The 23,891-nt window shown below is 51.7% G+C and carries 24 protein-coding genes; 7 read left to right on the top strand and 17 right to left on the bottom strand.

Features of this window, described 5'->3' with window-relative positions; genetic code table 11:
* Position 1 precedes the first annotated feature (1 nt).
* Entirely contained in the window at positions 2-1,270 is a 1,269-nt protein-coding gene (locus ACNRUY_RS12790; protein ID WP_488112031.1) for a 6-phosphofructokinase, read from the bottom strand.
* A 540-nt stretch (positions 1,271-1,810) separates the two neighbouring features.
* Here ACNRUY_RS12790 and mpl point away from each other — a divergent pair.
* A complete protein-coding gene (mpl, locus tag ACNRUY_RS12785; protein WP_488112030.1) occupies positions 1,811-3,184 on the top strand; it encodes a UDP-N-acetylmuramate:L-alanyl-gamma-D-glutamyl-meso-diaminopimelate ligase in 1,374 nt (457 codons plus the stop codon).
* A complete protein-coding gene (locus ACNRUY_RS12780; protein ID WP_488112029.1) occupies positions 3,181-3,819 on the top strand; it encodes a UbiX family flavin prenyltransferase in 639 nt (212 codons plus the stop codon). The genes mpl and ACNRUY_RS12780 overlap by 4 nt, the downstream gene beginning before the upstream one ends.
* Here ACNRUY_RS12780 and ACNRUY_RS12775 read toward each other — a convergent pair.
* From ACNRUY_RS12775 to ACNRUY_RS12765, 3 genes are all read right to left on the bottom strand, one after another.
* Positions 3,787-4,725 carry a hypothetical protein gene (locus ACNRUY_RS12775; protein ID WP_488112028.1) on the bottom strand — a complete coding sequence of 313 codons (939 nt, stop codon included), beginning with the start codon at positions 4,723-4,725 and terminating at the stop codon, positions 3,787-3,789. The genes ACNRUY_RS12780 and ACNRUY_RS12775 overlap by 33 nt on opposite strands.
* Positions 4,726-4,805: 80 nt before the next feature.
* Positions 4,806-5,117 (bottom strand): hypothetical protein, encoded by a 312-nt coding sequence (locus tag ACNRUY_RS12770; RefSeq protein WP_488112027.1) that lies wholly within the window; start codon positions 5,115-5,117, stop codon positions 4,806-4,808.
* Positions 5,118-5,236: 119 nt separating this feature from the next.
* Positions 5,237-5,821, bottom strand: coding sequence for a hypothetical protein (locus tag ACNRUY_RS12765; RefSeq protein ID WP_488112026.1), 585 nt, complete (start codon positions 5,819-5,821; stop codon positions 5,237-5,239).
* 213 nt (positions 5,822-6,034) lie between these two features.
* Between ACNRUY_RS12765 and ACNRUY_RS12760 the strand changes: the two genes are divergently transcribed.
* Both ACNRUY_RS12760 and ACNRUY_RS12755 read left to right on the top strand, forming a co-directional pair.
* Positions 6,035-6,334, top strand: a complete 300-nt coding sequence (locus ACNRUY_RS12760; protein ID WP_488112025.1) for a hypothetical protein — start codon at positions 6,035-6,037, stop codon at positions 6,332-6,334.
* A 37-nt stretch (positions 6,335-6,371) separates the two neighbouring features.
* On the top strand, positions 6,372-6,836 hold the full coding sequence (locus tag ACNRUY_RS12755; protein ID WP_488112024.1) for a hypothetical protein: 465 nt from the start codon (positions 6,372-6,374) through the stop codon (positions 6,834-6,836).
* Between the two features lie 66 nt (positions 6,837-6,902).
* On the opposite strand, the gene ACNRUY_RS12750 is transcribed toward ACNRUY_RS12755, so the two are convergent.
* Positions 6,903-8,078: a cupin domain-containing protein gene (locus ACNRUY_RS12750; protein WP_488112023.1), complete on the bottom strand. Its 1,176-nt coding sequence runs from the start codon at positions 8,076-8,078 to the stop codon at positions 6,903-6,905.
* 201 nt (positions 8,079-8,279) lie between these two features.
* Here ACNRUY_RS12750 and ACNRUY_RS12745 point away from each other — a divergent pair, with 201 nt between their 5' ends.
* The gene (locus ACNRUY_RS12745) at positions 8,280-8,918 is read left to right on the top strand and encodes a glutathione S-transferase family protein (protein ID WP_488112022.1); all 639 of its coding nucleotides are present in this window, start codon (positions 8,280-8,282) and stop codon (positions 8,916-8,918) included.
* A gap of 76 nt (positions 8,919-8,994) precedes the next feature.
* On the opposite strand, the gene astB is transcribed toward ACNRUY_RS12745, so the two are convergent.
* The 5 genes from astB to ACNRUY_RS12720 all read right to left on the bottom strand — a co-directional run bounded on the left by astB (position 8,995) and on the right by ACNRUY_RS12720 (position 14,904).
* Positions 8,995-10,344, bottom strand: coding sequence for an N-succinylarginine dihydrolase (gene astB / locus ACNRUY_RS12740; RefSeq protein ID WP_488112021.1), 1,350 nt, complete (start codon positions 10,342-10,344; stop codon positions 8,995-8,997).
* 131 nt (positions 10,345-10,475) lie between these two features.
* Entirely contained in the window at positions 10,476-11,984 is a 1,509-nt protein-coding gene (astD, locus tag ACNRUY_RS12735; RefSeq protein ID WP_488112020.1) for a succinylglutamate-semialdehyde dehydrogenase, read from the bottom strand.
* The gene (astA, locus tag ACNRUY_RS12730; protein WP_488112019.1) at positions 11,981-13,042 is read right to left on the bottom strand and encodes an arginine N-succinyltransferase; all 1,062 of its coding nucleotides are present in this window, start codon (positions 13,040-13,042) and stop codon (positions 11,981-11,983) included. Before astA ends, astD begins: the two co-directional genes overlap by 4 nt.
* 318 nt (positions 13,043-13,360) lie before the next feature.
* Complete coding sequence (locus tag ACNRUY_RS12725) at positions 13,361-14,146, bottom strand: glycosyltransferase family 2 protein (RefSeq protein ID WP_488112018.1); 786 nt, start codon at positions 14,144-14,146, stop codon at positions 13,361-13,363.
* On the bottom strand, positions 14,143-14,904 hold the full coding sequence (locus ACNRUY_RS12720) for a glycosyltransferase family 2 protein (RefSeq protein ID WP_488112017.1): 762 nt from the start codon (positions 14,902-14,904) through the stop codon (positions 14,143-14,145). Before ACNRUY_RS12720 ends, ACNRUY_RS12725 begins: the two co-directional genes overlap by 4 nt.
* Before the next feature lie 158 nt (positions 14,905-15,062).
* On the opposite strand from ACNRUY_RS12720, the gene ACNRUY_RS12715 reads away from it, so the two are divergent.
* Positions 15,063-15,644, top strand: coding sequence for a Uma2 family endonuclease (locus ACNRUY_RS12715; RefSeq protein ID WP_488112016.1), 582 nt, complete (start codon positions 15,063-15,065; stop codon positions 15,642-15,644).
* On the opposite strand, the gene ACNRUY_RS12710 is transcribed toward ACNRUY_RS12715, so the two are convergent.
* The 7 genes from ACNRUY_RS12710 to ACNRUY_RS12680 all read right to left on the bottom strand — a co-directional run bounded on the left by ACNRUY_RS12710 (position 15,641) and on the right by ACNRUY_RS12680 (position 23,135).
* Positions 15,641-16,468: a 2-oxoadipate dioxygenase/decarboxylase family protein gene (locus tag ACNRUY_RS12710; RefSeq protein ID WP_488112015.1), complete on the bottom strand. Its 828-nt coding sequence runs from the start codon at positions 16,466-16,468 to the stop codon at positions 15,641-15,643. The genes ACNRUY_RS12715 and ACNRUY_RS12710 overlap by 4 nt on opposite strands.
* The gene (locus ACNRUY_RS12705) at positions 16,465-17,724 is read right to left on the bottom strand and encodes a hydrolase (RefSeq protein ID WP_488112014.1); all 1,260 of its coding nucleotides are present in this window, start codon (positions 17,722-17,724) and stop codon (positions 16,465-16,467) included. The genes ACNRUY_RS12710 and ACNRUY_RS12705 overlap by 4 nt, the downstream gene beginning before the upstream one ends.
* A 147-nt stretch (positions 17,725-17,871) precedes the next feature.
* Positions 17,872-19,098, bottom strand: a complete 1,227-nt coding sequence (locus ACNRUY_RS12700; protein ID WP_488112013.1) for an aspartate aminotransferase family protein — start codon at positions 19,096-19,098, stop codon at positions 17,872-17,874.
* Positions 19,099-19,454: 356 nt separating this feature from the next.
* On the bottom strand, positions 19,455-20,852 hold the full coding sequence (locus ACNRUY_RS12695) for a D-arabinono-1,4-lactone oxidase (RefSeq protein WP_488112012.1): 1,398 nt from the start codon (positions 20,850-20,852) through the stop codon (positions 19,455-19,457).
* A gap of 34 nt (positions 20,853-20,886) precedes the next feature.
* A complete protein-coding gene (locus tag ACNRUY_RS12690) occupies positions 20,887-21,276 on the bottom strand; it encodes a c-type cytochrome (protein WP_488112011.1) in 390 nt (129 codons plus the stop codon).
* A 112-nt stretch (positions 21,277-21,388) separates the two neighbouring features.
* Positions 21,389-22,060, bottom strand: a complete 672-nt coding sequence (locus ACNRUY_RS12685) for a TetR/AcrR family transcriptional regulator (protein ID WP_488112010.1) — start codon at positions 22,058-22,060, stop codon at positions 21,389-21,391.
* On the bottom strand, positions 22,011-23,135 hold the full coding sequence (locus ACNRUY_RS12680; RefSeq protein WP_488112009.1) for a bZIP transcription factor: 1,125 nt from the start codon (positions 23,133-23,135) through the stop codon (positions 22,011-22,013). Before ACNRUY_RS12680 ends, ACNRUY_RS12685 begins: the two co-directional genes overlap by 50 nt.
* Positions 23,136-23,297: 162 nt before the next feature.
* Here ACNRUY_RS12680 and ACNRUY_RS12675 point away from each other — a divergent pair, with 162 nt between their 5' ends.
* A complete protein-coding gene (locus ACNRUY_RS12675) occupies positions 23,298-23,702 on the top strand; it encodes a hypothetical protein (RefSeq protein WP_488112008.1) in 405 nt (134 codons plus the stop codon).
* Positions 23,703-23,891: the final 189 nt, after the last annotated feature.

The raw sequence follows: 23,891 nt of genomic DNA, 5'->3' as shown, positions 1-23,891 counted from the left end.
CTCATGCTTCGATAAAAGCCGAATCCAGTTTTTTATCAATAAAGACCTTTCTCAGGCGGGCAAAGCGAGGCAGTCCGTTCAGATAGGCGGGGTATTCTTCTCCTTCGATCAGAGGTTCAAGGTAGCCACGGCAAGCGGAAGTGATGTTAAAGCCATCCTGGCTGATAAAATCAAGGGGCATCTTTCGCTCCAGGTTAGCGACTTCCGCCAATGGCACCTCCCGGATGGCCCAGCGATAGGGCATATCGGACTCCCGGATAATGGCGGGCATAACGGCATTATGACCGGTGACGGCCAGCTCTACTGCCGCCTTTCCTACGGCATAAGCCTGTTCCACATCCACTCTTGAGGCAATATGCCTTGCGGATCGCTGCAGGTAATCAGCGACGGCGTAATGATATTTATAACCCAGTTCCTGTTTAATCAAGTTACACAAGGCTGGGGCAACTCCTCCCAGCTGTTGGTGGCCAAAGGAGTCAATCACCGTTGTGGAGGCTGAAATAAAACTTCCGTCGTCGTATTTCGCTCCTTCCGAGGCAACAATAACGCAATACCCTTCGTTATTGACGGTATGGTGCACTTTTTCGAGAAATTGCTTCCGATCCAGGGGCTTTTCCGGGAAAAGAATAATGTGAGGAGGATCCCCCGCCTGGCGGGCTGCCAATCCGGTTGCTGCGGCCAGCCATCCGGCATGGCGGCCCATCACTTCCATCACAAAGACTTTGGTTGAAGTATCGCACATGGAGGCAATGTCATGGCTGGCCTCTTTGGTGGAAACCGCCAGGTACTTGGCAGCGGACCCGAAACCGGGACAGTTGTCTGTAGCCTCAAGATCGTTATCAATGGTTTTGGGAATGCCAATACAGGTAATGGGATAGCCCAGCTTTTCACTGAGCTGGGAGACTTTCAGGGCGGTGTCCATGGAATCGTTGCCGCCATTGTAGAAAAAATAGCCAATATTGTGGGCCTGAAACACTTCAATCAGGCGGCGGTACTCTGTCTCACTTTCGCTGAAGGGCTTCAGTTTGTAGCGGCAGGAGCCAAAAGCGCCACCGGGGGTCCGGAGCAGGGCCCCTATGGTTTCGTCAGACTCGTGGGAGGTATCAATCAGTTCTTCGCGAAGGGCGCCAAGAATGCCATTGTGACCTGCGTAGACCCGGCCGATGTGTTCTGGGTAGCGCCGGGCCGTTTCAATAACGGCACAGGCACTGGCGTTGATGACGGCGGTTACACCACCCGACTGTGCATAAAACGCGTGCTTTGGGGTCATCAGTCAGATTCCGGATGTGACTTACTGTTGTTATGTGTTTTGCGGTGGTTGTTTATGGTACTCGATCCCGGCAGGCTTGGCAGCTGTTTTTCATGGGGCATCTGTTGAGTTGCTTTGCAGAGCCCCGGGCCATAGAGTTAACGGTTACATGCGCTTTTCTTTCGCTGTGGACATTTAAGTGACTCACTGACGTATAGAGAAACGTGCCATCATCATCTTGTTATTGCTGAATGTTTGTAGGGAGAGTTGACCGTTAGCCATAAGACCAGTTCACCACGTAAATGTTCAGACAAGGCGAATGGTGCAGGGCATGGTGGCTCCATGTTCAAGTCATTCAACACAGTATGAGCATTTACGTGATGAACCCGAAGGGCCGCTCAGGGAATACGCCATGCTGTGTTACTCACTACTTATGTGGAATGTCACACTGCGCAGCTCGCGCCTTGCCTGGCGTATTCCCTGAGCGGCTGGTCACAGTCTAATGGCCAACTCTCCCTCTAGGTTCCATTGAAAAACAGTCAGCCTTTCTGGAGCCAGTGAATGCACATACATATTTTGGGGATCTGTGGGACGTTTATGGGGTCTCTGGCGATTCTGGCCAGGGAGCTGGGGTTTGAGGTATCGGGCTCGGACCAGCAGGTGTATCCGCCCATGAGTACCCTGCTAGAGCAGCAGGGAATCCAGCTCCATTGTGGTTATGACATTGAGCCGCTGAATCCGGCTCCTGATCTTGTGGTGATCGGCAATGCCATGACCCGGGGTAACCCGGCAGTAGAATATGTGCTGGAAAAAGGTTTGCCCTATACGTCGGGGCCGGCGTTTTTTTCCCGTTATATTGCCCGGGATCGTTGGATCCTGGCGGCAGCGGGCACCCATGGCAAAACCACATCCAGCAGTATGCTGACCTGGATACTGGAATATGCGGGGATGTCACCGGGGTTCCTTATTGGGGGTATTCCCCGGGACTTCGGTATTTCTGCCCGTCTTGGTGAGTCCCCTTTTTTTGTGGTGGAAGCGGATGAATATGATACGGCTTTTTTTGATAAGCGCTCCAAGTTTGTCCATTACCACCCCAGGACACTGATCATTAATAATCTGGAATTTGATCATGGGGATATCTTTGATGACCTGGCCGCTATTCAGCGTCAGTTTCACCATCTGATAAGAACGCTGCCGGGCAGTGCACGAATCCTTTATCCAGATGAAGATGCTGCCATTGCCGAAACTCTGGCAATGGGGTGCTGGTCTGAGCAGGAGAGCCTTGGTGGCAAGGACAGCCCCTGGCAGGTCAGGGAGGTGGCCAATGATGGCAGTGCCTTCAAGGTGTTATACAGGGGCGACGAGGTGGGGGCTGTTAAGTGGAACCAGGAAGGAGAGCATAATGTGGCCAATGGGCTTGCGTCAGTAGCGGCAGCTCATCATGTGGGCGTTTTGCCCTCGGTTGCCTGTGAAGCTCTGTGCTGTTTCCAGGGGGTTAAACGCCGTATGGAGCTGGTGGGAGAGGTGAATGGAGTCCGTATTTATGATGACTTTGCCCATCATCCGACAGCCATTGCCACTACTCTGGAAGGGCACAGGGCCAAACTCGGAAAAGACGCCCGGATTCGGGCGGTGATTGAACCCCGGTCCAACACCATGAAAATGGGGGTTCACCGGGCGTCCCTTATGGATTCAACCCGACAGGCTTCCGAAGTGATCTGGTTCCGGCCACAAGGGCTGGACTGGCCTCTAGAAGAAATGGCTCGCCAAAAAAGTCCGGTGAAGGCGGTGGTGATGGACTCCACCGAAGCCATTGTTCGTTATCTTGCGGATTCTTCCCGTTCCGGGGACCATCTGCTGGTGATGAGTAATGGGGGCTTTGAGGGCATTCATTCAAGAATTACACAGGCTTTAAAAGAGCGGGATCCGTTATGATATCGACCCACCCGGAGCGGGTGACACTGGCTTTGACCGGAGCTTCCGGTGCTTGTTATGGCCTGCGCCTTATGGAGTGCCTGGTAAAGGCGGACATTCAAGTGTTATTTCTGGTATCCAGGGCAGCACTGGTGGTATTGGAGACGGAAGTGGGCATGCAGCTTGTGCCGCCTGGTCATGAAGATGACCTTGAGGCCATAGAAACCGGACTGGCAAGGCGTTTTAATGCCCGTGAAGGGCAGATCCGGATTTTCGGGGAGAATGACTGGATGGCTCCTGTTGCTTCCGGCAGTGGGGCTCCCAGTGCCATGGTGGTTTGTCCCTGCAGTATGGGCACTTTGTCGGCTATTGCCTGCGGGATCAGTAATAATCTGATCCAGCGTGCTGCGTCTGTGGCGATTAAAGAGCGGAGGCAGCTGATTCTGGTGCCGAGGGAGTCACCTTATTCAGAAATTCACCTGGAAAACATGCTGAAGCTGACTCGTATGGGGGCGGTCATTCTGCCCGCCTCTCCGGGGTTTTATAACCGGCCTGGCAGCATTGATGAACTGGTGGATTTTATTGTGGCCCGTATCCTGGATCAGCTGGGGGTCGACCAGCAATTAATGCCTGCGTGGGGGGAGGAGCGCCTCTGATCGCTCTGGTACCGGGGCAGGCCTCATGTTTTGTAACCACAGGGCCAGAGCGTCCAGATAGAGCACCAGCCGGGTGTCCGGGTCTGCCTGGTGGGCGGCAAGATCGACGGAAAAACCATCAGGCAGCTCCTGCCTGACCACTTCTTTTTGATAATGGCTATGGGGTTGGTCTGAGATTACCAGGGTGCTTCCCGGCACTGGCTTTGAGGTCATCCACTGCTTGAGGGTATCCCGGGTGTTGGGTCTTTGCCAGCCATTTTCTTGCCAGTGCCGGGGAGTATCCACAAAGAAGACGGGAATGCGCATCATATCATCTGGCATGGAGGTCATCCGGTAAAGCATTTTCGCCCCTTCGGTCTCCGTTCTTGGCCAATATTCCGGGGCTGTTGTCGTTTCCCCTGATGTCCTGAGGAGCTCCTGAATGCGATCCACTTCGGGGGTTAAGGGTCTCTGTCCGACCAGGAAAACCAGGTTTTCAAAGCGTGTGCCCTGTTGCCAGAGCTTTGATAGCTCGTTCAGTCGGCGCTGCATTCTCGGGACGGTAGCCCCCAGCAAGAGGGCATATTGGTAATGGTTTCTGGCTGGCAGAATCTCCTGAACCATTCCCAGTTTTTCCAGGAGCTGGAGTGCGCTTTGGCGGGTAGCCCTGGTAATATTCAGATCGGGCACCTCCCAGCGCTCCTGGCCGGGCTTTCTCCTCCAGACCTGGCTTGCGGCAATCATATCATCCAGCGTGGTTCCATGGGGAATGTCCAGTAGTTGCAGCAATTCATCCAGGTGGCCGAGCATGGCCTGATAAGGCTGGCTTGAAGGAGGGGAGGCGGAGGAGCCCCCGGAGAGATTGAGCATCATCAGTATTCCTGCCACATACAGGAAACCGCTGAAGGGAGAGCGGTTCTGTTTCATTGTGTTTTACCCTGGATTTACGTCTCAACTTCTGTTCGAAAAGTGAACGGGAGCGGCCAGGGAAATAGAGTAGCTTGCCCTCAGGAGTTATGGGTTACAGAAAAAGGTGGCGTTGAAGCCTGCTGTTGAATAAAGTCCTGGCTTATTTCCGGAAGCTCCCAGTTGTCCGGGAAGTTTTTGGTCATGGCTTCCATCATGACGGAGTATTCCTGGGCGGGTTTTTCCAGAAGGTAGGTCAAAAAGGTGTAGATCCGATCTGACATTTCCTTGCTGATCTGGTTCAGCTGGGTGTCATTAATCTGTCCTTTTTTTTGACACTCCTCAATGGTGGAGTGGCGGATGCAGTTGGCTGAGATGATCAGCGCCAGTTTTTTGATGTTTTGCTCTTCCATAAGGGACTCCATGCCTCACCAGAAAATAGTTTTTACGCTTCCTATATTAAAGCTAGTTGCTGTGGGCATGGATTCAAGAGGGTGAAATAAAGAAAGGGGCCCGCAGGCCCCAGTTTGAATTATTTAGCAAACAGAGCATACGGAGGCGGCGCATTCCATATGAGGCTGGCTTCTGCAAGACCTCTTTGCAAGCCGATGACGGCCCCAGTGCCTGCCACAAAACTGATGGTGTAGGGCATTGTTGGTGAAAGGGGAGGGCAGAGGATGGTTGTGACCAACGCTGCGCCAGTGCCAATTATACCTCCAATTCCCGCTCCCTTTACTGTCTCCTTCCCAATAATAACGGCACATTGTACCACTCGAGCAGAACAGTCTTTTAAGGAAATCCAGCCATTTTTAATACGGCCAGGTATGGATTGCATGTATGTTGTTGCGTCTTTACATACAGTGACAAAACGGGATTTTAAACTTGAACAGCTCTCAGGTATTGAGGTTATTGCAGTAACCAGGCGGGACCCTAATGATTTAAACCAGCCCTGGCTTGGTTGACCGTCTTGATGGGTTCCCTCTACCACAGAAGGAATGCAGCGATCACTGATCGATACAGAACCCCCTTTGAATTCCTCCGCGGGTGGGGCTGAAGCTATTGTCGCCTGTGTTCCAGCTACTGTTGTTACACACATCATGAACTCCTTTTCTTTCACTGAGAAACATAAGCCTTCTGGCTGTTATTGACAGCGGGCAGTATGGCAGGGGTTCGACTTTGGTAGCACTAACAGGAGGGTTAGGTTTAATAACCATTTAACTTGCTTGTTCTTTTAATGCTTTTGTCGAATTTTTTTTTATTAGAGGGCTGTTAGGTTTATGTAAGTTATTGATTTTTTTATTTAGGTAGGCTTTTAAAAGGAGGTTTTACTATGAAAACAATAGGTTATGATTCGGTTGGACAGGATGGAGGGTATTGCGCTGATGGGCAGGATCGCTTTGTAAAGGGAAGTTCTGATAAAGGTGATTCTGTCAAAAGAGTGGATTCGGCTGGTCCAAAAATGCACCAAAATGCTGTTGATGTGGACACTCTATCGAAAGGTATCGAGGAATTTTCGATTAGTTCAGATCAGGTCGCTGTATCTCATGATGGGATTAAAGAGAAAAGCATTAAAAGAATGAAGGCAATGAAACCTGTTGTGGATGTATTTATTGAACAGTTTCCAATATGAGAAGCATAAATTTAGAACGCCCAGGCGGAAATCGTGCTTGTTAGATGCCATTGGGACTACCCTCTTTGGGAAGGGTGCTTCAACAGAAGCGAGTCAGTTCACTAATTCGTTACGTGATCATTTGGAAAACAATAACATTGTTGCCATAAATGGCCTGTTAGATATTGAGGAGGACAAGCTCAAGGAGGCAATACATCAGTATGTAATGAGGCATTATGGCGTAGATATTGAGGTAGTTGTTCTATTAGATTTTGGGGATTTCAGATTGGTCAATGGTGGAGCTCCCCTTGGAGAGGGGGCCTATAAAGTGCCAGTATTGTTTGAAGATGGTGGTCATTATCAAACATTTCATGGGATTTCTCTGGAGGCTCCTTCTAATGAAAATGATACAGTTGTTGATGATGGCCTTCCTGATGATATGATCCAGAACCTGGCCAAAAATGGGCTGCTTGATAAAATAGCATCCGATTTTGGTAGTACTCCCATCAAAGGTTTGCATTAACATCATTAAGTTATTGAGAGTGAATAAAAAAACGGTGAGTGATTGTCACTCACCGTTTTTCTGAATCTATTGGCACTCTTCGGGAAATAGAACGCCTCGATTAATATGGTCAAGCAACCACTGCTGGCTTTCCCCGGTTTTACAGACTATCCATTGTTCGGGTAAAAGAAGCCCGTTGTTGCAGAGCGTTTTGCCCAGCTCAATCAACTCTCTTTCTGAGCATTTCTGGTGCTCACCATCCGCAAACAAATAGAAATGGTCACCCTGGTAAAACGCCTGACGGGACCCTTCGTTGAGGTAAAGGGGACAGTCTCTGAACTCCTGAAGGAGAGCAGCCCAGTTATCGATGGGGTCTTCAACCGGCTGAGGGTGCTTTGGCTGGGTCATGGCTTCACCAAACCATTGAGCCAGCAGCTGCCGGTCTTCTGTGTAGTGACGCAGAATGGCCTGTACCCGGTCCAGGGCCTGTTCGTCAATCTCGCCGGGGTTTTCCGGTTGCAGCAAGTCCGCGTCAGCGTAACGCTGGCTTTCGCTGATCCGGTCTGAGACAAAATCGGTAAACTGCATCAGGATGTCCCGGTGGCTGGGGGCTCTGAAGCCAATGGAAAGAGTGATGCACTCTCCCTGGGCAACGCCATGATGGCCCACTCCGGGGGGGAGATAGAGTAGATCGCCGGGCTCCAGCACCACATCTTCCAGTACATCGAACTCAGACAGGATATGCAGGGGTGTTTCTCTGATTCTGGGTGCGGAATCGTCATAAACAGGGCCAATCTGCCAGCGTCGCCTGCCTTCGGCCTGCAGTAGAAACACATCAAAATGATCAAAATGAGGTCCTACATTGCCACCGTCAGCGGCATAGCTGATCATGATATCCTCCAGCCGCCAGCTGGGTAGAAACCGGAAGTGCTTCAGCAGGTCGTGAACTTCCGGAACCCAGTGATCCACCGCCTGTACCAGCAAAGTCCAGTGACTCTCAGGAAGCTTCTGGAAGTCGGTTTCCTGAAAGGGGCCGTGCCGGAGTTCCCAGGGTTTGGGTGCCTCTGGAGAGCCGCCATGCTCCAGGATAATCCGTGACTCAACGTCCTCTTCCAGAGCCAGACCGGCAAGTTCATCTCCGGAAAGGGGGGATTGAAAATCCGGCAGTGCCTGGCGAACCACCAGAGGTTTTTTCTGCCAGTACTCACTGAGAAAACGGTCGGGAAGCGCTAATGGCAGGGGGGACTGTTTTGGGGTGTTCATATTGAAAGGGGCCTCTACACCAGTAGAAAGATGAGTCTTTTGAGCATGAGAGGATCTGTGATTCTGATTATGACGGGTATATATACCGATGAACTTTTTTATTCCAAAATTTTGTATTGGTGCTCTCGAAGGGTAGGATAACGTATTCTGTCCATTTTTGGTTCATGGCAGATCAATAACAACGAACGGAGGGAAGCGACGATGAGCAAGGTCTATGGTGTCCCTTTATCACCTATGGTGCGTAAAGTTCTGGCCGCCCTTGAAATCAAGGAGGTGGAGTACCAGCTGGTGCCCGTATCCCCTTTTCAGAAACCGGAAGGTTTTCAGCAGATCAGCCCGTTGCAGAAAATCCCGGCCTATCAGGATGATCAGGTGGTTCTGGCGGATTCAACCGTCATTTGTGAGTACCTGGAAGACCGGTATCCCGAGGTCTCTCTTTACCCATCGGACCCTGCATTGAAAGCAAGGGCTCGCTGGCTGGAAGAGTATGCGGACACGGTATTGCTGCCGGTACTGGGGACGGTTTTCTTTGAGCGGGTGGCGAAAAAAATGGCCAATAAAGAGTCGGATGAGGCCAAGGTTCAGGCGGCTCTGCAGGATCGTTTGCCGGCGGTTCTGTCCTATCTGGAATCTGAGGTGCCGAAAACGGGTTATCTGTTTGGCCCGGAGCTGCAACTGGCGGATATTGCCATTGCTACGCACTTTATCAATCTCAGTTATGGGGAGGTCAAAGTGGACGGCGCTGCCTACCCAACCCTGGCCGGGTATGTCCAGAGATTGATGCAGCATCCGGCCATGGCTCACCGGATGGCAGAAGACCGGAAAATGCTCTCCGCCTGAGGGGCTCTTACCAAGAAGAGTACTGCGAAGCGCATTTTGCACCCCGCTTTCGAGACGATCGCGGGGAACCCTGCACTTATTGCTGAAATGGATAGACCGGGCCGAGCCCCAGGATGCCAGTCAGCTCATCCAGAGCCGAGCGAGACTCGGTCAGCAGCTGGGGATCCGCCAGGTCTGTTTCTGTCAGCCGGTCCCGGTAATGTCTGCTCACCCATTGGCTTAACGTTGTGAACAGTGCCTCGTCCATCAGGCAGTTCTGGTTGGTGGCTTTCAGTTCCTGCTCATTCAGAACCACTCTTAATCTCAGGCAGGCGGGGCCACCCCCGTTGTTCATGCTCTGGCGAAGATCAAATACTTTGATGGCATCAATGGGGCTGTTGTTCTGTTCCACGAGTTCCTGAAGGTAGTGCCAGACCGCCGGGTTTTTTTCGCATTCAGATGGGACAACTATGAGGGTCTGGCCATTATCCAGGCTCAGAAGCTGACTGTTAAACAGGTAACTGGCCACGGCCTCTTCCACGCTGACTTTCTGTTCCGGAACCTCAATAATATGGAAAGGGCGGTTGCCAAAAGCCGTGGTCAACTGCTCATAAACCGTCTGTTGATTGAGAAAGGCCTGTTCGTGGCAGAAGAGCAGGTTACGGTTTCCAACGGCGATCACATCGTTGTGAAAGACGCCCAGGTCAATCACCTTGGGGTTCTGCTGGGCAAAAAGGGTTCGGCCAGGGGTAAGCTGGTGGTTGCGGGCGACGGCCTCACTGGCTTCCAGGCTTTGTCGGGCAGGAAATACCTCTGGCACAGGCTGGCTGTTGTTAAAAGCCTGTTTACCATAGACGAACAGTTCAACGCCGGGCTCACCGTACTCCTGACAGAAACGGGTATGGTTGGCTGCGCCCTCATCCCCGAAAGCATCTACAGCAGGGAGTGCCGGGTGATGAACGAAATAATCCGGGTGGTTAAAAGTGGCCTGGAGAATTCTGCCTGTCACCCGGTGTTCCAGAGACCGGTGAAACTTGCTGACCAGGTTGGCGGGAGTGAAGTGTACTTTCCCATCGGCACAGTCGGCGCTGGGAGAAACCGTAGCGGCGTTGGCTGTCCACATACTGGAGGCAGAGCAGCAGGCCGTTAACAGGGCTGGGGCTTGTCTGGCGGCCTGGGACAGAACTTCAGCATCACTGCCGGTAAACCCCAGCTGTCGCAGGGTCTGGATATCAGGGCGCTCCTGAGGTGCAAGCACTCCCTGAACCAGTCCAAGATCGCTGAGGGCTTTCATTTTTTCCAGACCCTGCAGGGCGGCCTGTTTCGGGTTGGATACCTGACCTGCATTGCCGGTGGAGGCCTTATTGCCCAGGGAGAGCCCGGCATAATGATGGGTGGGTCCCACCAACCCATCAAAGTTGGCTTCTGTTGAGGTGCTTCTCACCATAGAAGGTACCATAGAGGACTTTATAGAGGGTGCTTTCATTTATTGTACTTCGCAATTGCCCGGCCTCTTTTTTCATCCACCTTTTATCCAAAGGGTGGCAAAGTCGATGAAAAGCAGGCCGGCGAATGACTTTATAACTCAAGGCCAGGAGCCAGTTTTTCCGGCATCACCAGAGCTTCAGACTCAACGCTGGCTACCGGAAAGGCGCAGTAATCCGCTGCAAAATAGGCGCTGGGGCGGTGGTTGCCACTGTCTCCCGGGCCTCCAAAGGGGGCAGCGCTGCTGGCTCCGGTAATGGGGCGGTTCCAGTTGACAATACCCGCCCGGATTCGCTGCAGGAAACGCTGATACTCATCCGGGTCTTCACTGAGCAGTCCGGCAGACAGTCCAAACCGGGTGTTATTAGCCTGGGTGAGAGCGCTGTCAAAATCCCGGTAGCGGATAACCTGCAGCAGTGGCCCGAAATACTCTTCATCGGGTAGCTCTGCAACCGGAGTGACATCAATGATCCCCGGTGATACCAGACCCGTGCCTTGTTTCAGGTGTGTGACTGGAAGGATGTCCATAGCTCCAAGGGATTTCAGGGTTTTCTGGGCGTTCAGGATATGGCTGGCGGCGGTTTCCGAGATCAGTGCTCCCATAAAGGGTTGCTCATCGTCGTTCCACTGGCCCACCTTCAGCTTGCGGGTGGTTTCTTTCAGTAATGTCAGAAACCGGTCGCCCCACTGCCCTTCAGGAACAAATAAACGACGGGCGCAGGTACAGCGCTGGCCTGCGGTAATAAAGGCAGAATGCACCGTATCATGAACTGCGGCACGGATATCACTGACTTGTGAGACAATCAGAGGGTTATTGCCGCCCATTTCCAGTGCCAGGATTTTGCCGGGCTGTCCTCCGTATTGCTGATGGATCGCCTTGCCGGTAGTGGAGCTTCCCGTAAAAAACAGCCCATCCAAATCGGGGTGAGTAGCCAGGGCTATGCCGGTTTCTTTTTCCCCCTGAACCAGATTAAGTACGCCATCAGGGAGTCCGGCTTTTTGCCAGAGTTGTACGGTCAGCTCGGCAACCCCCGGTGTCAACTCACTGGGCTTGAAGACAACGGTATTGCCTGCCAGCAGCGCTGGAACAACATGGCCATTGGGCAGGTGACCGGGAAAATTATAAGGGCCGAATACCGCAACCACCCCATGGGGTTTGTGGCGGATCATCGCCCGGCCAACCGGCATCTCATTTTCAATGGTGCCGGTACGTTCATGGTAAGCCTTGATGGAGATGGCGATCTTGCCTTTCATGGCGGCCGCTTCGGTTCTTGCCTCCCAGAGTGGTTTTCCTGTCTCCCTGGCAATGGCGATGGCAAGCACTTCACTGTTTTCTGTCAGCAATTCGGCAAAGGTCTTTATGATGGCTTCCCGCTCTGCAAAGGCTCTGTATCCCCAGGATTCACTGGCTCCTCGTGCAGCGGTAACGGCCTGATTGACCTGCTCCGGGGTTGCGCAATGCCCCTGCCAGACAGGGGCGGCGGTGCCGGGGTTGGTTGACAGGAGTTCGGAACCATCCGCTTCCAGCCACTGACCATTAATAAAAAGTCCATGGCTGCAAAGCTCTGGGCTGACCGGCGAATCCATTTTCGTTTGCGTCATGACTTACTTCCTCTTGTCGCGGAAAAAGGGCTTGAAAGGGGAACGACCCTGAGTGGCTGTCCTTCCTCTACCCTGAGTGCATCGGCCTGTTCCCGGGTGATATTGACAAACTCCAGACCTTCAAAGGAGACATTGCCCAGGGTGCACCGGAACTGTTCAAAGTCATTGTTGGCGATTAACCACAGGTTGTCGTCGGTGGTAGGGTGATGAACGATTCTGACGGTGTAATTCCGGCTGTCACGAACGGCCCGGATGTCTTTTGTTCTGACTTCAAGAAGAGGGCCTGCATCAAAAATATCCACATAGCCGGTATAGTAAAACCCTTCGCTTTCCAGAAGGTGTCGGGCAGGCGTCGTGCTTTCATGGGTGACGCCAATGACCTGTCGGGCCTCGTCCGGGAGCAGGTTGGTATAGATCGGGTGGCGGGGCATCAGCTCGGCGATAAACGCTTTGTCTCCGGTGGAGTGGTGGTCAGCCTCTTTAAAGTCCACAGCAAAGAAGTGCCGGCCCAGCGCTTCCCAGAAGGGGGAAACTTCATTCTCATCACAGCAACCCCGCATTTCTGCAAAGACGTTGGCACTGAAAAGCTCTGGAAAGGCGGCCATAAACAGAAAGCGGCTTTTTGAGAGCAGGGGGCCGTTTTTCGAATGCCGGTAGTCTGGGTGCAGAAACAGTGTACACAGTTCGGAAAAGCCTGTGTGATCGCTACACAGCATCAGGGTTTCCACCATGGTGTAGACGTCCAGCTGGCGGGAAGCATGAACCTGCTTGCTGATTTTGTAATTGTACCAGGGGGCGCTAAGACCCACCGCGGCTTCAATGCCAGAGGTTCCAACCACTTGACCGGTTTCGGTGTCTTCCAGAATAAACAGGTAGAGGGCCTCTTCAAGGATCGGCAGGCCGCCGCTGTTGCTGGCAAAGGAGTTGAGGGTCCATTCCAGCTTGTTGTCGACCATTGGCCGACGGGGCTGGAGAGAGGTAAAACCGGCACCGGTCTGGTTGGCAATCTGCCACAGCGCTTTGGAGTCCTGCGCCGTAATGGGGCGAACAATCATCATAAGCAAGCACTACCTGTCGTTTTTATTGGATAATGTAGTGTATACATCGTAGTTTTTATTCTTCGGCCCAACCGGGTAGGGGAGCCGTACGGCTTTTTTATTGCCCTGTTTTCGCTATGGGCATCTGCCGATGGATTAATCACCGGAAGCCTTTCATGGAGTGTATCGCTGAATGGGATTGACGACAAATGGGCTTTAATCCCACAGGAAATGTGAATAAAGGCCTGGCCGGACAAGCGGCCAGCTGGCAGTTTGCGCTTCTTTAATGGCTAAAGGCTTGAAGCCACTGCTTTAGCGGCTTCATGGGATGTAGGAAGTTTACAGGTACTGGTCAATACCCAGTTCACAGGTTGTTTTTTTCTGGTGCAATGTTTCAGAGAGTATTTCATCATTGACGCTGAGGCTGGCCCGGGTGCTTTCCGGGTGGTAAAGGTGATACCCCACGCCACCAAACTTAAGTGTTTTGCGCTGAACATTGGAGTGAAGCATCCGGGCGACGAACTCGCTGTCTTCTCTGCCCCAGCCTTGAAACGCCTCATTAAAGCCATTGACTTTAATCACATCGTCACGCCAGAAAGCCATGTTGCAGCCCCTTACACTGCGAAGGTTGTTTTTTACTTTGGAGAACAGGGTGGACAACAGTGGGTTGTTGATGGCATTCATGCGATTGCTGATCCCTTGCATGTGCCACTTCAAGCTGGAAATGCTGTCTTGGAGGAAGTCAATGGTAGCGGTTTCTGACAACAGCACTCTTGAGCCTTGAACTGTGAAGTTTTCCTGAGCTGCTTTGCTATGACTTTTTATAAAGTTGGGGTCCAGCACGATATCTCCATCAATCATGACGATATAAGGATGGCGAGCTGCGGCAATGGCTTTATTTCGAATCATTGCCAGCCGGAAACCACTGTCTTCCTGCCAGCAGTGGTGTATTGGGATACTGGATGATGCAGCCATTTCCCTGACCAGGTTGACGGTTTCGCTGCTGGAACCATCGTCAGCAATAATAATTTCTTCCGGGCTCCGGGTCTGACAGAGTGCACTTTCAACGACTTTTTTCAGCGCATCCGGGCGATTATAGGTGGTAATGATAAGAGAAACCGTCATGATTTTTTCTCGCTCTCCTGCATCATCGCCAGTTTAAGGTACTTGTAGTAGGTGCCTTCAGCATGGGCAAAAGAGATAATCAGTCCATATTTTCCATCCAGCAGCCCCAGCCTGAGAAAGTAGGTGCGAATAAACGCCCACAGGCCTTTGTAGATGGCCTTACCAATGGAGGCTTTTTTCCCTTTTTCGAAGAGCTGTTGAGCGCCAAGGCTGGAGTAACTGTTGGCTTTGTCCAGTAAAGACGCGATGGAATCAAAGGAGTAGTGAATCAGGTCGTTTTTCAGGCGCTCAGTGGTGCCTTCTATCAGGGGCCTCTCATGGACCAGGTCTGAAGAGTAGGTCACAAAGCCCCGTCGAAACACTCTGGGAATATAGTCTGGCCGCCAGCCACAATGATGGATCGGGCGGTTGCATAAATAAGAGAGTCTGGGGAAGGCGAACCCGTTGACACCTTCAGGCGCCTCAGCAATGGCCTTCAGGATTTCGTTTTTCAGCGCATCGGTCACGACCTCATCGGAATCCACGGACAGAATCCAGTCACCGCTGCATTTTTCCAGGGCCCTCTGATGCTGGATGCCAAAGCCAGGCCAGTCGGTTTCATAGACCTTGTCGGTGTATTGCCGGCTGACCTCAACGGTGTTATCGGAGCTTCCGGAGTCCAGCACGATGATCTCATCTGCCCACTTGACGGATTCCAGCGTTTCCTGCAAACGGGGCATGGCATTTTTGGCAATAATGGAAACGCTGATGGTGGGCATGGGTTCTTTCTGTCCTTCTTTATCAATAAAAATTCAATAAGTGGGAAGCGGACTGTTCCGTGAGCGGGGGCTGATTATATCAGCGCCCCGGGGGATGCAAAACCGGGTGCTTGAACTATCCTGAATGCCTCATAAAAACCAGGCTCAAGATATTTGTGATGAAGGCGCATAGGAAAACCTTTCCGATCAGTGTGGAGGAGTACCTTGAAGGGGAAAAGTCCGCAGAGGTGAAGCATGAATATGTGAATGGTTTTTCATGTGCAGTGCAGGAGTGCAGCCGAAGACATAATCTGCTAACAGTCACGTTGACTGTGTTATTGGCAAACCACCTCAAATCGACTGACTGCCAGGTTTATGCCTCCGATATGAAAGTGTGGGCAGGAGGTAAAAAAGACAACATCTTTTATTATCCGGACGTGATGGTGGCCTGTGGTTGTGGGGAGCAGGACCGGTATGTGGAAGATGCTCCCAAAGTGGTTATTGAAGTGCTCTCCCCCTCTACGGAGCAACATGACCGCCTGTCAAAACTGGCGGCTTATACCCGGATTCCAAGCCTTGAAGAGTATCTGCTGGTGGATCAGGACGACATGGGGATCGACCTGTATCACCGCAACCCGGAGCCGGATAATGAGCGGTGGCAGCTGAACCGGCTGGGGGCAGAGGATCTACTGGTTTTGTCATCCATTCACTTTGAAATACCGGTGGCGCAAGTGTACCAGGATATTATCGGTGTGATTTAACCGGCTTTTCCCGGGCTATCCGTACTTTCAAATATCCTGTCCGCAGAAGCCGCCACAAATCCCTGATAGAGCTGACCATCGGCCTGGGGGTAGCGAAGGGCAAATTCATAATAACAACCGGGAACGTCCAGGGTGCCGTCACTGAAGTGAACCGGGATAGTTTTTGCCAGGGTGGAGGATTGCTCCAGCAGTACGTCCGCTGACCCTTTAATCAACCCGCCACTTTGGTTCATGGAATACCCTTTGTCGATGAGCATTTGGTTCACACTGTCGATATCGGAGTGGGATGTCAGGTGGTTGATGGAAACGGTGAAATGATTGGGTCTAAATCCATGGGCAGACACCCAGGCCGCATATTCACTGATGGCTGCCAGTGTCTGGTACTGCTCAATGGAGATTGTCCAGGGTCGGCCGGAATAACAGAACCCCGGTTCTGCCACCTGCTCAGGGGGCAACTGATCAATCAGTTGCCCGATGATCTGGCGACCCTCTTCCGGTAGCTCCTCCACCAGAAGTTCGCTGATAAATACTTTTGGGAAGGGCGTTTCCGGTGAGTCATCCGGGTGGTGAAAGTGTCTGGCACGGAGTTTTTTCACCGGAAAATGATAGTCGTCACCTGGCAGGTAGCCCGCGTTCAGAAAAGGAGCCGCTATTTTGTCCAGAGTGACTTTTTCCAGGTTGAACGTTCTCAGGGCGATATGATCGTTGACGACCTTTCCCCCGTTCAGGTCGGCAAACAGTTGATGAATCGGTCTGGCATCCGGTGTCAGTGCCAGATAGTCCTGCCACATGGCATCCAGCAGTGGTTGTATATTCTGGTTCATTGTGGATCTCCTTTTAGCCAGTCGAAACTCTGACCCTGGGCACTGGCGTGGGCAAGGGTCAGAAGCAGGGCTGCACTTAGCCGGGCCCTTGGTACCAGACTGCTGACAATCAGGTACTCCTGGTCACTGTGAATGGCTCCCCCCTGAACGCCGAGGGTATCAATGTTGGGAATACCGGCTGCCGCCAGGTTGTTGCCATCACAGCAGCCCCCCGTAGGTTTGACCTCCAGTTTGATTCCAAGCTCGTTGCCCAGAGACTCTGCCAGTGACAACAGTCGTTTATTTGCCGGTGACAGGCGTTTTGGTTTTCGAGAAAAGCCGCCATGAAGTTCAAGATGGATACCGTCGCGCTGGTTGATGTCATCAATCAGCTGTTGGAGTTGTTCAAGGCACCACTGTTCATCTTCCGGCTGTTCCAGGCGGACATTGAACCTGTGCAGACAACGCTCCGGCACAATATTGGTGGGGCCGCCTCCGTGAATATAGCCAGGGTTGAAGGTAATACCCGGGCGCTGTCCATTGAGGTCATCCATGGCAGAAACAAAATCACATAAGGCTCGAATGGCGTTACGACCCAGGTGATGTTCCCGCCCTGCATGGGCTGCCTTGCCATGGCTGACCACCGTAAAGTTGCCGCTGCCCTTGCGTTGACCGGCCAGGCTGCCATCCGGGAAGCAGGGTTCGAAAATCATGCCGAAGTGAACTCTCTCTGCGGCTTCTGCGATCAGGGGGGCGGAGCCGGGTGAACCGATCTCTTCATCGGGATTAAACAGGATTTCCCAGCCAATCTGGTCAGCCCATGGGCTTTGTTCGAGCACTTCCAGCGCCTTGAGCATCACCAGGATACCGCCTTTGAGGTCAGTGACCCCCGGGCCATTCAGGGTGTCCTTATCAAGCCAGCGCACTTGCTGGAAGGGGCTGTCTTCGGGAAATACGGTGTCCATATGGCCGCAAAGGAAGACTTGCAGGGGGGCTTCTGGCCGTTTCCGGATACGGAGGGCATTGCCCAGAGGGTGGATCACTTCTTCGCCATGGTCGTTGATAATGCTCCAGGGCGAAACTTCAATGACTTCTGAAACGCCATTGAGAGAGGCGGTTAATTGTTCAAGTTTTGCCAGCACCCGGTTGACGCCATCGGCGTTCAGGCTGCCGGAGTTGATTTCAGCCAGCTCAATCAGATGGCTGAGCATGTCGTCCTGCTGCTGATCAAGCTTGTTCAGCCAGGGGCTGACCGCTTCAGGTATCGTTGAGGTCATAGTATTAGCCCTGTTGTTTTAACAGCCGCTCAAGGCTGTTTGTTTTGTATGGCTACTATTTACAGTTGGTTATAATTGTCAGTGGTCGTTTATTTCCGTATCAGGGGAAAAGGGGAGCAACCCTGCTCCCGCTGTCAGGGGGTGCCGTTATTTTTGCACTACCCGGGCAATGGCTCTCTCCAGGCGATTCATCCCTTTGCTGATGTCCTCATCAGGAATGATCAGAGAAGGGGCAAAGCGCAGAACATTGGGACCTGCCACCAGCAGCATTAAACCTTCTTCTGCCGCAGCTGCCAGAAAGTCCTTGCCTTTGCCATGATAGTCTTCGATTAACTCCGCACCGATCAGCAGGCCCTTGCCTCTCACCTCTTTGAAAACATTGTACTTGCTGTTCATTGCCTGGAGGCGCTGACGAATCTGCTGGTGTTTATTTTCTACACCGGATAGAACCTGGGGAGTGTTGATGAGTTTGACGGCTTCGAGGGAAACTGCGCAGGCTAGGGGATTACCACCATAAGTACTGCCGTGGGTGCCAAAGCCAAGGCTTTCAGCAATTGAGCTGGTGGTCAGCATGGCGCCGATGGGGAAGCCGCCTCCCAGAGATTTGGCACTGGTCAGAATGTCCGGGGTGACCCCCAGTCCCATGTAGGCAAAGAGCTCTCCGGTGCGGCCCATACCGGTCTGGATCTCATCAAACACCAGCAGGGCATTATACTGGTCGCACAGGGCCCTGACGCCTTTCATGAATTCCGGGTCGGCAGGAATGATGCCTCCTTCTCCCTGAATGGGTTCTGCAACCACAGCGCAGGTTTTTTCAGAAATAATGGCTTTCAAGGCGTCCAAGTCGTTGTAAGCAGTGTGGGTAACACCGCCAGGAACCGGCTCAAAGCCTTCCCGGTATTTTTTCTGGCCTCCCACGGTGACGGTAAACAGGGTCCGGCCATGAAAGGACTGGTTAAATGAAATGATTTCATTTTTTTCAGGTCCGCTCTTGTCACGAGAATGATCGAAAGCGTATTTTCTCACCAGCTTGAAGGCGGCTTCATTGGCCTCACCACCGGAGTTGCAGAAAAAGACTTTGTCGGCAAAGGTGTGGTCGATTAACTCCTGAGCCAGGGCCAGGGCAGGCTCATTGGTGTAGACGTTACTCAGGTGCCAGAGCTTTTCGCTCTGCTCTTTGAGGGCAGCAATCAGCTTGGGATGACAGTGACCCAGGGCATTGACCGCAATGCCTCCGGCAAAATCAATGTATTCCTTCCCTTCCTGGTCCCAGACCCGGGACCCTTCCCCACGAACCGGTATCATGGCCTGTGGTGCATAATTGGGTACCATGACCTGGTCGAATGTAGAGCGGTTTACGGAATAATCTGTCATGTTCTTACCTTCTTGAATTATTGTTTCAGTAGCAAACAGTCATGGAGTGCTGTCTACGCTGAGCTGTCTGGTTTCTCTTGTTTTTCTTTCGCCATGGGCATGTTGATGGCGGTGACTTTCTGTTTGTTTTCCAGGTCCGGGGGTTGAACCCATGTGGTAATGATTATTCTACACAACCTGTGGCGTTTTGTGCTTTCAAAAGAGTGTGCTTTCAAAAGAGGGGTTTGGGTACTTTATTCATTCTGCTCTGTAGATGACCAGTGTTTTTTTCTAATGGGGGATTAGTCATCTGAAGAGCGGAGGGTTGTAAAGGGTGAAAGGCCCCGGAGTCTTGGTCCACAGGGCCTGGTGAAGGTTTACCCAAACAGTTTGCTCAGGTAGGGGTTCAGGAATTTTCCATCAGGGTCCAGCTCTGTGCGAACCCTGGAGAAATCGTTCCAGCGAGGATACAGGCGGGCAAAATCAGAGGCGCTCAGAGTGTTGAGTTTTCCCCAGTGGGGACGGCCGTGGTACTTCCTCAAAATCGGCTCGATGGCTTTGAAGTAGGGGGCAAAGTCTTCCTCAAAGAACCGGTGTATGGCAATTGAGCAGGTATCCCTCTGGTAGAATGGGCTCAGCCAGATGTCATCCCCTTTCACATAACGGAATTCGATGGGGAAAAATACCTCGGAGTGATGTTTTTCCAGGGTGGCACGGATTTCTTTCATGGCTTTCAGACCGTGCTCTCTGGGCAGGTGGTACTCCATCTCATTAAATCGGACATTTCGTTCGTTGGCGTAGTTTTTCCAGGAACTTTCAACGGTCACCTCCCGGGGGATGGTTTTCATATAAGAGCCCAGCACCAGTTCCCTCAGCCTGGGTGACCAGCTCAGAAGGTCCCGGGCCATCTTTAATTGTTCAGCACCGTCGTTGGTATCCAGTTTGTCGCTGCTTCCCAGCGGTTCACTGGTGATGTTATGAACATCCATCCACCCCATACCGGTAAAAGGAACGTAGTAAAACTCGAAGTTCCGGTTCTGATCGGCCATGGATTCGGCCTGCTCCAGTATCTCCTCAAAGGTGTGCCAGGTGGTTTCCCGTTTGAGTCGGTAGGGCTCTACGTTCTGCAGGGTAACCTGAGTAACAAATCCCAGTGCCCCAAGAGACACTCTGGCCGCTTCGAAAATATCCCTGTTTTTCTCAAGGCTGCAATGAATGATGTCTCCTTTCGCCGTTACCAGTTGCAGTGCTTTGACAAAGGTGGGGATACAGCCAATGCCGGCACCGGTACCATGGGTGGCGGTCGCCAGGCATCCGGCCAGGGACTGCTCGTCAATGTCGGGCATATTGATCAGGGCCTGACCGATATCTTCCAGGGGCTGACCCATACTTCCCAGGCGGGTGCCTCCATGAAAAGTGGCCTGCAGGTTGTCCCGCTGGTAGTCAACAAGACCACTTAAACGACTAAGGGATATTATTGTGTCATCGGTGGGTACCAGAGCAGAAAAGGAGTGTCCGGCACCTACAGGTCGAATCACCCCTTTGCTGGAGGTGATCAGCTCCTGTAATTCCCCAATAGTTGCAGGGGCCTTGCGCACCTGTGGGAAACAGGTCTGGGAGCCTGACCAGTTGCGCCAGGGAAGGCCTTTTCCCGGTTTACCGCTGGCGGGCTTCCGATCCGATAAGGTGCTTGAAGGGACTGTGGCAGAAGCAGGCAGAGCGCTTGAGGCGGCAACGCTGACCAGCGCCATCAGCATATTACGGCGGTTTATCATTATTATTATCCTGTGATGATGATTGCGGCGATGCTCAGTTCGGATTTTGTGAGGGGGCTGCGGCCATAAACCGGATCAGTTGTTCAAACTGTTCGGGATCACACTCCATGCAAAGACCAAAAGGAGGCATGCCTCCGGCTCCATTAACGACGCTGGTCAACAGCTGATCCATTCCCTTTTCCATTCTTTTTCCCCAGCCGATGTGGTCGCCGGTTAAGGGGGCCCCTGTGGCGGCAACGGTATGGCAACTTTGACAGCTTCGCTGGTAAATTTCCGATAACCCGGCATTTTCGGGAAGGAGGTTTCTGGCCTGCAGCTCCAGTTGTTCAGGGGGAGCGGATTGTTCACCGCCACAGGCGCTGAGGAGGACGGACAGAAAGAGCAGCAGCAAGGGGCTGGGAGATAAAAGACGGCTGGCCGACATCGGCTTCACTCCATGGATCATTGAATCCTGAAAGTTAGTTATTATTAGCGTTTTTCAGTCTAATGGCGGGTGTCACTGGTCGTCAATATTAAAGTTAGTTATGACTAGCTTTTCAGGCAGAGGGTTCCACCATGTCATGCAACAGGCTGTGCCAGTAAAGGTGAACCATCCTGCCGTATTCCTGAAAGGCAAAACCACCGGTCATATCCGGATCGTCCAGAGCCATTTCTACCGCGGCAGTGCCCAGTTCCAGTATCAGCCGCATACGCCTTTTCAGGATTTCAGTGTGTTCGATGCCGAACCTTTCGCTCCAGCGACGGGTGGCCCATTCTGAAAGCACAGAATGTGATTGCAGCCTTACCTGTTGAAGGTCTGGCACTACTCGCATCATCCGAAGAATGGCAAGACCGGCGGTCTGGCTCTGGGTAGCCTTGAGCGTGTCGTGTAACAGTTGTTCAATATAATCAAGGTGACTGAAGGGGTCTTCCGGGCAGGCGTGTTGTTCATACCAGTCCAGCGTAGCCTGGTTCTGGCTGTCCATCAGTCGTGTGCTGAGAGCGTGATACACGGCCTGTTTGTTGGGGAAATAACGATAGAGGGCCGGAACAGTAATGCCGGCTTTACTGGCAATAAGGTTAGTGGAGATTTTCTCCAGACCCTGTTCCTCCAACAGCAGAGCAGTGCTTTCCAGAATGCTTTCATAGGTTCTGATCGCTCGTTTCTGTTTTGGGCGATTATTTTCCAGACGTTCCAGGGAGGTTGATGGACGGTTGTTTGCTGACATCAGTGCATCCTGGGAGTGCGTAATTATGATCAAAATCCGGGCAGTTTTTTACTTCCCCGTGCTGCTCATGACAGGGAAGCGCATAAGTGTGATCGGAGTCTATCACAATTGTTACCGGTCCTTCGTCTGAAGTCTTATTATCAACATCGTGGATCTCAACATAAGCTGCAACGACAGTAGAGCAGGCTATATCCTGGTGAAGCCTCAATTCCTGAATGTCTTGAATAACTTTTCTTATATGGTTTTGAGTGGTTGGAATAGCAGCCTGTTTGTACTCTACATTGTATTTAGCCCACGCTCTGCTTTTTTGGGCTGATAGCCGGTTTTTTTCTCTCCTTATTTCAAGTTTGGACTTGTTTGCGAACTCAGGAGATAACTGGAACTTTAAATTATCAGGTTTGCAGGTGGTTATTTGGTGGTCTGATTGCAACTGGATCATTTGGTAAGAGACATCAAGGGCTTTGTTCAGTGTTGGTTCACGCAATTTTTTTTGACTGAACGTTGACAGATGTGCGTATTCAGAAAACGGCTTTAAACAGAATAGTGTTGAAATGTTGTTGCTAAAGGTTCTGGTAAGTGATTGCAGTTGCTGGGTAATCTCTTGTTCTTTAAGTGACTCCAGGGCTCTTTTCTGGGCTTGATACTCTCGGCCTGTTTTTTTTGAACGCGCTGTGGCTGTTATATTTTTAGACCGTTTATCTAAAGGTTTATGAAGGGCTTCAAAACTAATATAACGCATAGCCGAAGAAGGAATGACTGTGGTAACCCCTGTTCCAGCATCCCATGTTGTGGCCATTGTTAAGATTGGTTGCAAGTTGTTTGCGGGGGGCGTAGTTGTTACCGGGAGCGTAGTTGTTACCGGGAGCGTAGTTGTTACCGGGAGCGGCTGAGCCAGCTCATCCCGTTCAGGACTGGAGGCAGTTTGGGGTAAAAATGGATCAGCACTTCCAAGTAGCTCAGAAACCGTTCTTCCATGGAATAAAGAGGTCCCCTCTGGTTCCGTGAAATCAGGTTCAGGGCTGGATATTGGTGACGCGTATGCCCATGGGTTGATACCACTGCCTGACGCTTCCAAATGTCATACTCCAGAGTTTAAGAAGGGAAAATAGTTTTCCTGCGAAATAAGACCGGAAGTGTTCTAATAAGTTTCGGGTTGCTTCTAATGTCAGAAATTGAACTATTTGAAAGTGAGTGGTCCAAATATCGATTCAGTGTGGTTTATTAGGGTACTGGCACTATGGTTTTTGATGTTCGAGTTAAACTTGTTTTTGGTTTATGGGGGCTTGCTTTTTCCTGCGCTGTAATTTCTGCCCCTGATGCCGGGGGGATGTATTCGCCTGCCTATCAATATCTTGACGCTGATAGCCTTTATCACAATCAAGGTATTAAAGATGTCGGTGAGGCTATGGAGCATATTAATATTAGAAGGCGTATGGGATATTTTAAGCATCTTGGATACAGTGCATTAACATTTGCCTCTATATTTGCTGCAATATTGTCAGCCCAGTCAATTGCTCGTCGTGCTTCCGGTAATAATGATTCTGGAAACCCTGGAATGAGTGTGGTAGGTCAAACCTTGAGTTTTTTTCTAGCCCAGTTAATGTGGAGCATGAACGTAACTCAATGGCGCTGTTCAAATTAAATGTTGCTAACATGGTCTATACTCCCTGAGCATGAGAATTGTCGTGTAAAGTGGAGTTCCAGCCATGAAACCTCAGCAATTCCAAGACATCCTGAAGTCCATACCCATGATGTCCCCAGAGCAGATCGGTGTCCTCCATAAAACTCTGCCGCCCTCACCCATTGCCGGTGATGCACAAGGTATTTCCGG

It is taken from the genome of Endozoicomonas sp. Z74 (assembly GCF_057680865.1).
Note: the sequence above shows the minus strand (reverse complement) of the source record. Positions and strands in the feature narration are given on the sequence as shown.

Excerpts from the sequence above, each read along its gene's own strand:
- ACNRUY_RS12690 (WP_488112011.1), bottom strand. The coding sequence starts at position 21,276 with ATGTCGGCCAGCCGTCTTTTATCTCCCAGCCCCTTGCTGCTGCTCTTT.
- astB (WP_488112021.1), bottom strand. The coding sequence starts at position 10,344 with ATGGTGAGAAGCACCTCAACAGAAGCCAACTTTGATGGGTTGGTGGGA.
- ACNRUY_RS12760 (WP_488112025.1), top strand. The coding sequence starts at position 6,035 with ATGAAAACAATAGGTTATGATTCGGTTGGACAGGATGGAGGGTATTGC.
- mpl (WP_488112030.1), top strand. The coding sequence starts at position 1,811 with ATGCACATACATATTTTGGGGATCTGTGGGACGTTTATGGGGTCTCTG.
- astA (WP_488112019.1), bottom strand. The coding sequence starts at position 13,042 with ATGATGATTGTTCGCCCCATTACGGCGCAGGACTCCAAAGCGCTGTGG.
- ACNRUY_RS12775 (WP_488112028.1), bottom strand. The coding sequence starts at position 4,725 with ATGAAACAGAACCGCTCTCCCTTCAGCGGTTTCCTGTATGTGGCAGGA.
- ACNRUY_RS12705 (WP_488112014.1), bottom strand. The coding sequence starts at position 17,724 with ATGACCTCAACGATACCTGAAGCGGTCAGCCCCTGGCTGAACAAGCTT.
- ACNRUY_RS12790 (WP_488112031.1), bottom strand. The coding sequence starts at position 1,270 with ATGACCCCAAAGCACGCGTTTTATGCACAGTCGGGTGGTGTAACCGCC.
- ACNRUY_RS12675 (WP_488112008.1), top strand. The coding sequence starts at position 23,298 with ATGGTTTTTGATGTTCGAGTTAAACTTGTTTTTGGTTTATGGGGGCTT.
- ACNRUY_RS12700 (WP_488112013.1), bottom strand. The coding sequence starts at position 19,098 with ATGACAGATTATTCCGTAAACCGCTCTACATTCGACCAGGTCATGGTA.
- ACNRUY_RS12745 (WP_488112022.1), top strand. The coding sequence starts at position 8,280 with ATGAGCAAGGTCTATGGTGTCCCTTTATCACCTATGGTGCGTAAAGTT.
- ACNRUY_RS12770 (WP_488112027.1), bottom strand. The coding sequence starts at position 5,117 with ATGGAAGAGCAAAACATCAAAAAACTGGCGCTGATCATCTCAGCCAAC.
- ACNRUY_RS12720 (WP_488112017.1), bottom strand. The coding sequence starts at position 14,904 with ATGCCCACCATCAGCGTTTCCATTATTGCCAAAAATGCCATGCCCCGT.
- ACNRUY_RS12685 (WP_488112010.1), bottom strand. The coding sequence starts at position 22,060 with ATGTCAGCAAACAACCGTCCATCAACCTCCCTGGAACGTCTGGAAAAT.
- ACNRUY_RS12725 (WP_488112018.1), bottom strand. The coding sequence starts at position 14,146 with ATGACGGTTTCTCTTATCATTACCACCTATAATCGCCCGGATGCGCTG.
- astD (WP_488112020.1), bottom strand. The coding sequence starts at position 11,984 with ATGACGCAAACGAAAATGGATTCGCCGGTCAGCCCAGAGCTTTGCAGC.
- ACNRUY_RS12750 (WP_488112023.1), bottom strand. The coding sequence starts at position 8,078 with ATGAACACCCCAAAACAGTCCCCCCTGCCATTAGCGCTTCCCGACCGT.
- ACNRUY_RS12715 (WP_488112016.1), top strand. The coding sequence starts at position 15,063 with ATGAAGGCGCATAGGAAAACCTTTCCGATCAGTGTGGAGGAGTACCTT.
- ACNRUY_RS12780 (WP_488112029.1), top strand. The coding sequence starts at position 3,181 with ATGATATCGACCCACCCGGAGCGGGTGACACTGGCTTTGACCGGAGCT.
- ACNRUY_RS12695 (WP_488112012.1), bottom strand. The coding sequence starts at position 20,852 with ATGATAAACCGCCGTAATATGCTGATGGCGCTGGTCAGCGTTGCCGCC.
- ACNRUY_RS12710 (WP_488112015.1), bottom strand. The coding sequence starts at position 16,468 with ATGAACCAGAATATACAACCACTGCTGGATGCCATGTGGCAGGACTAT.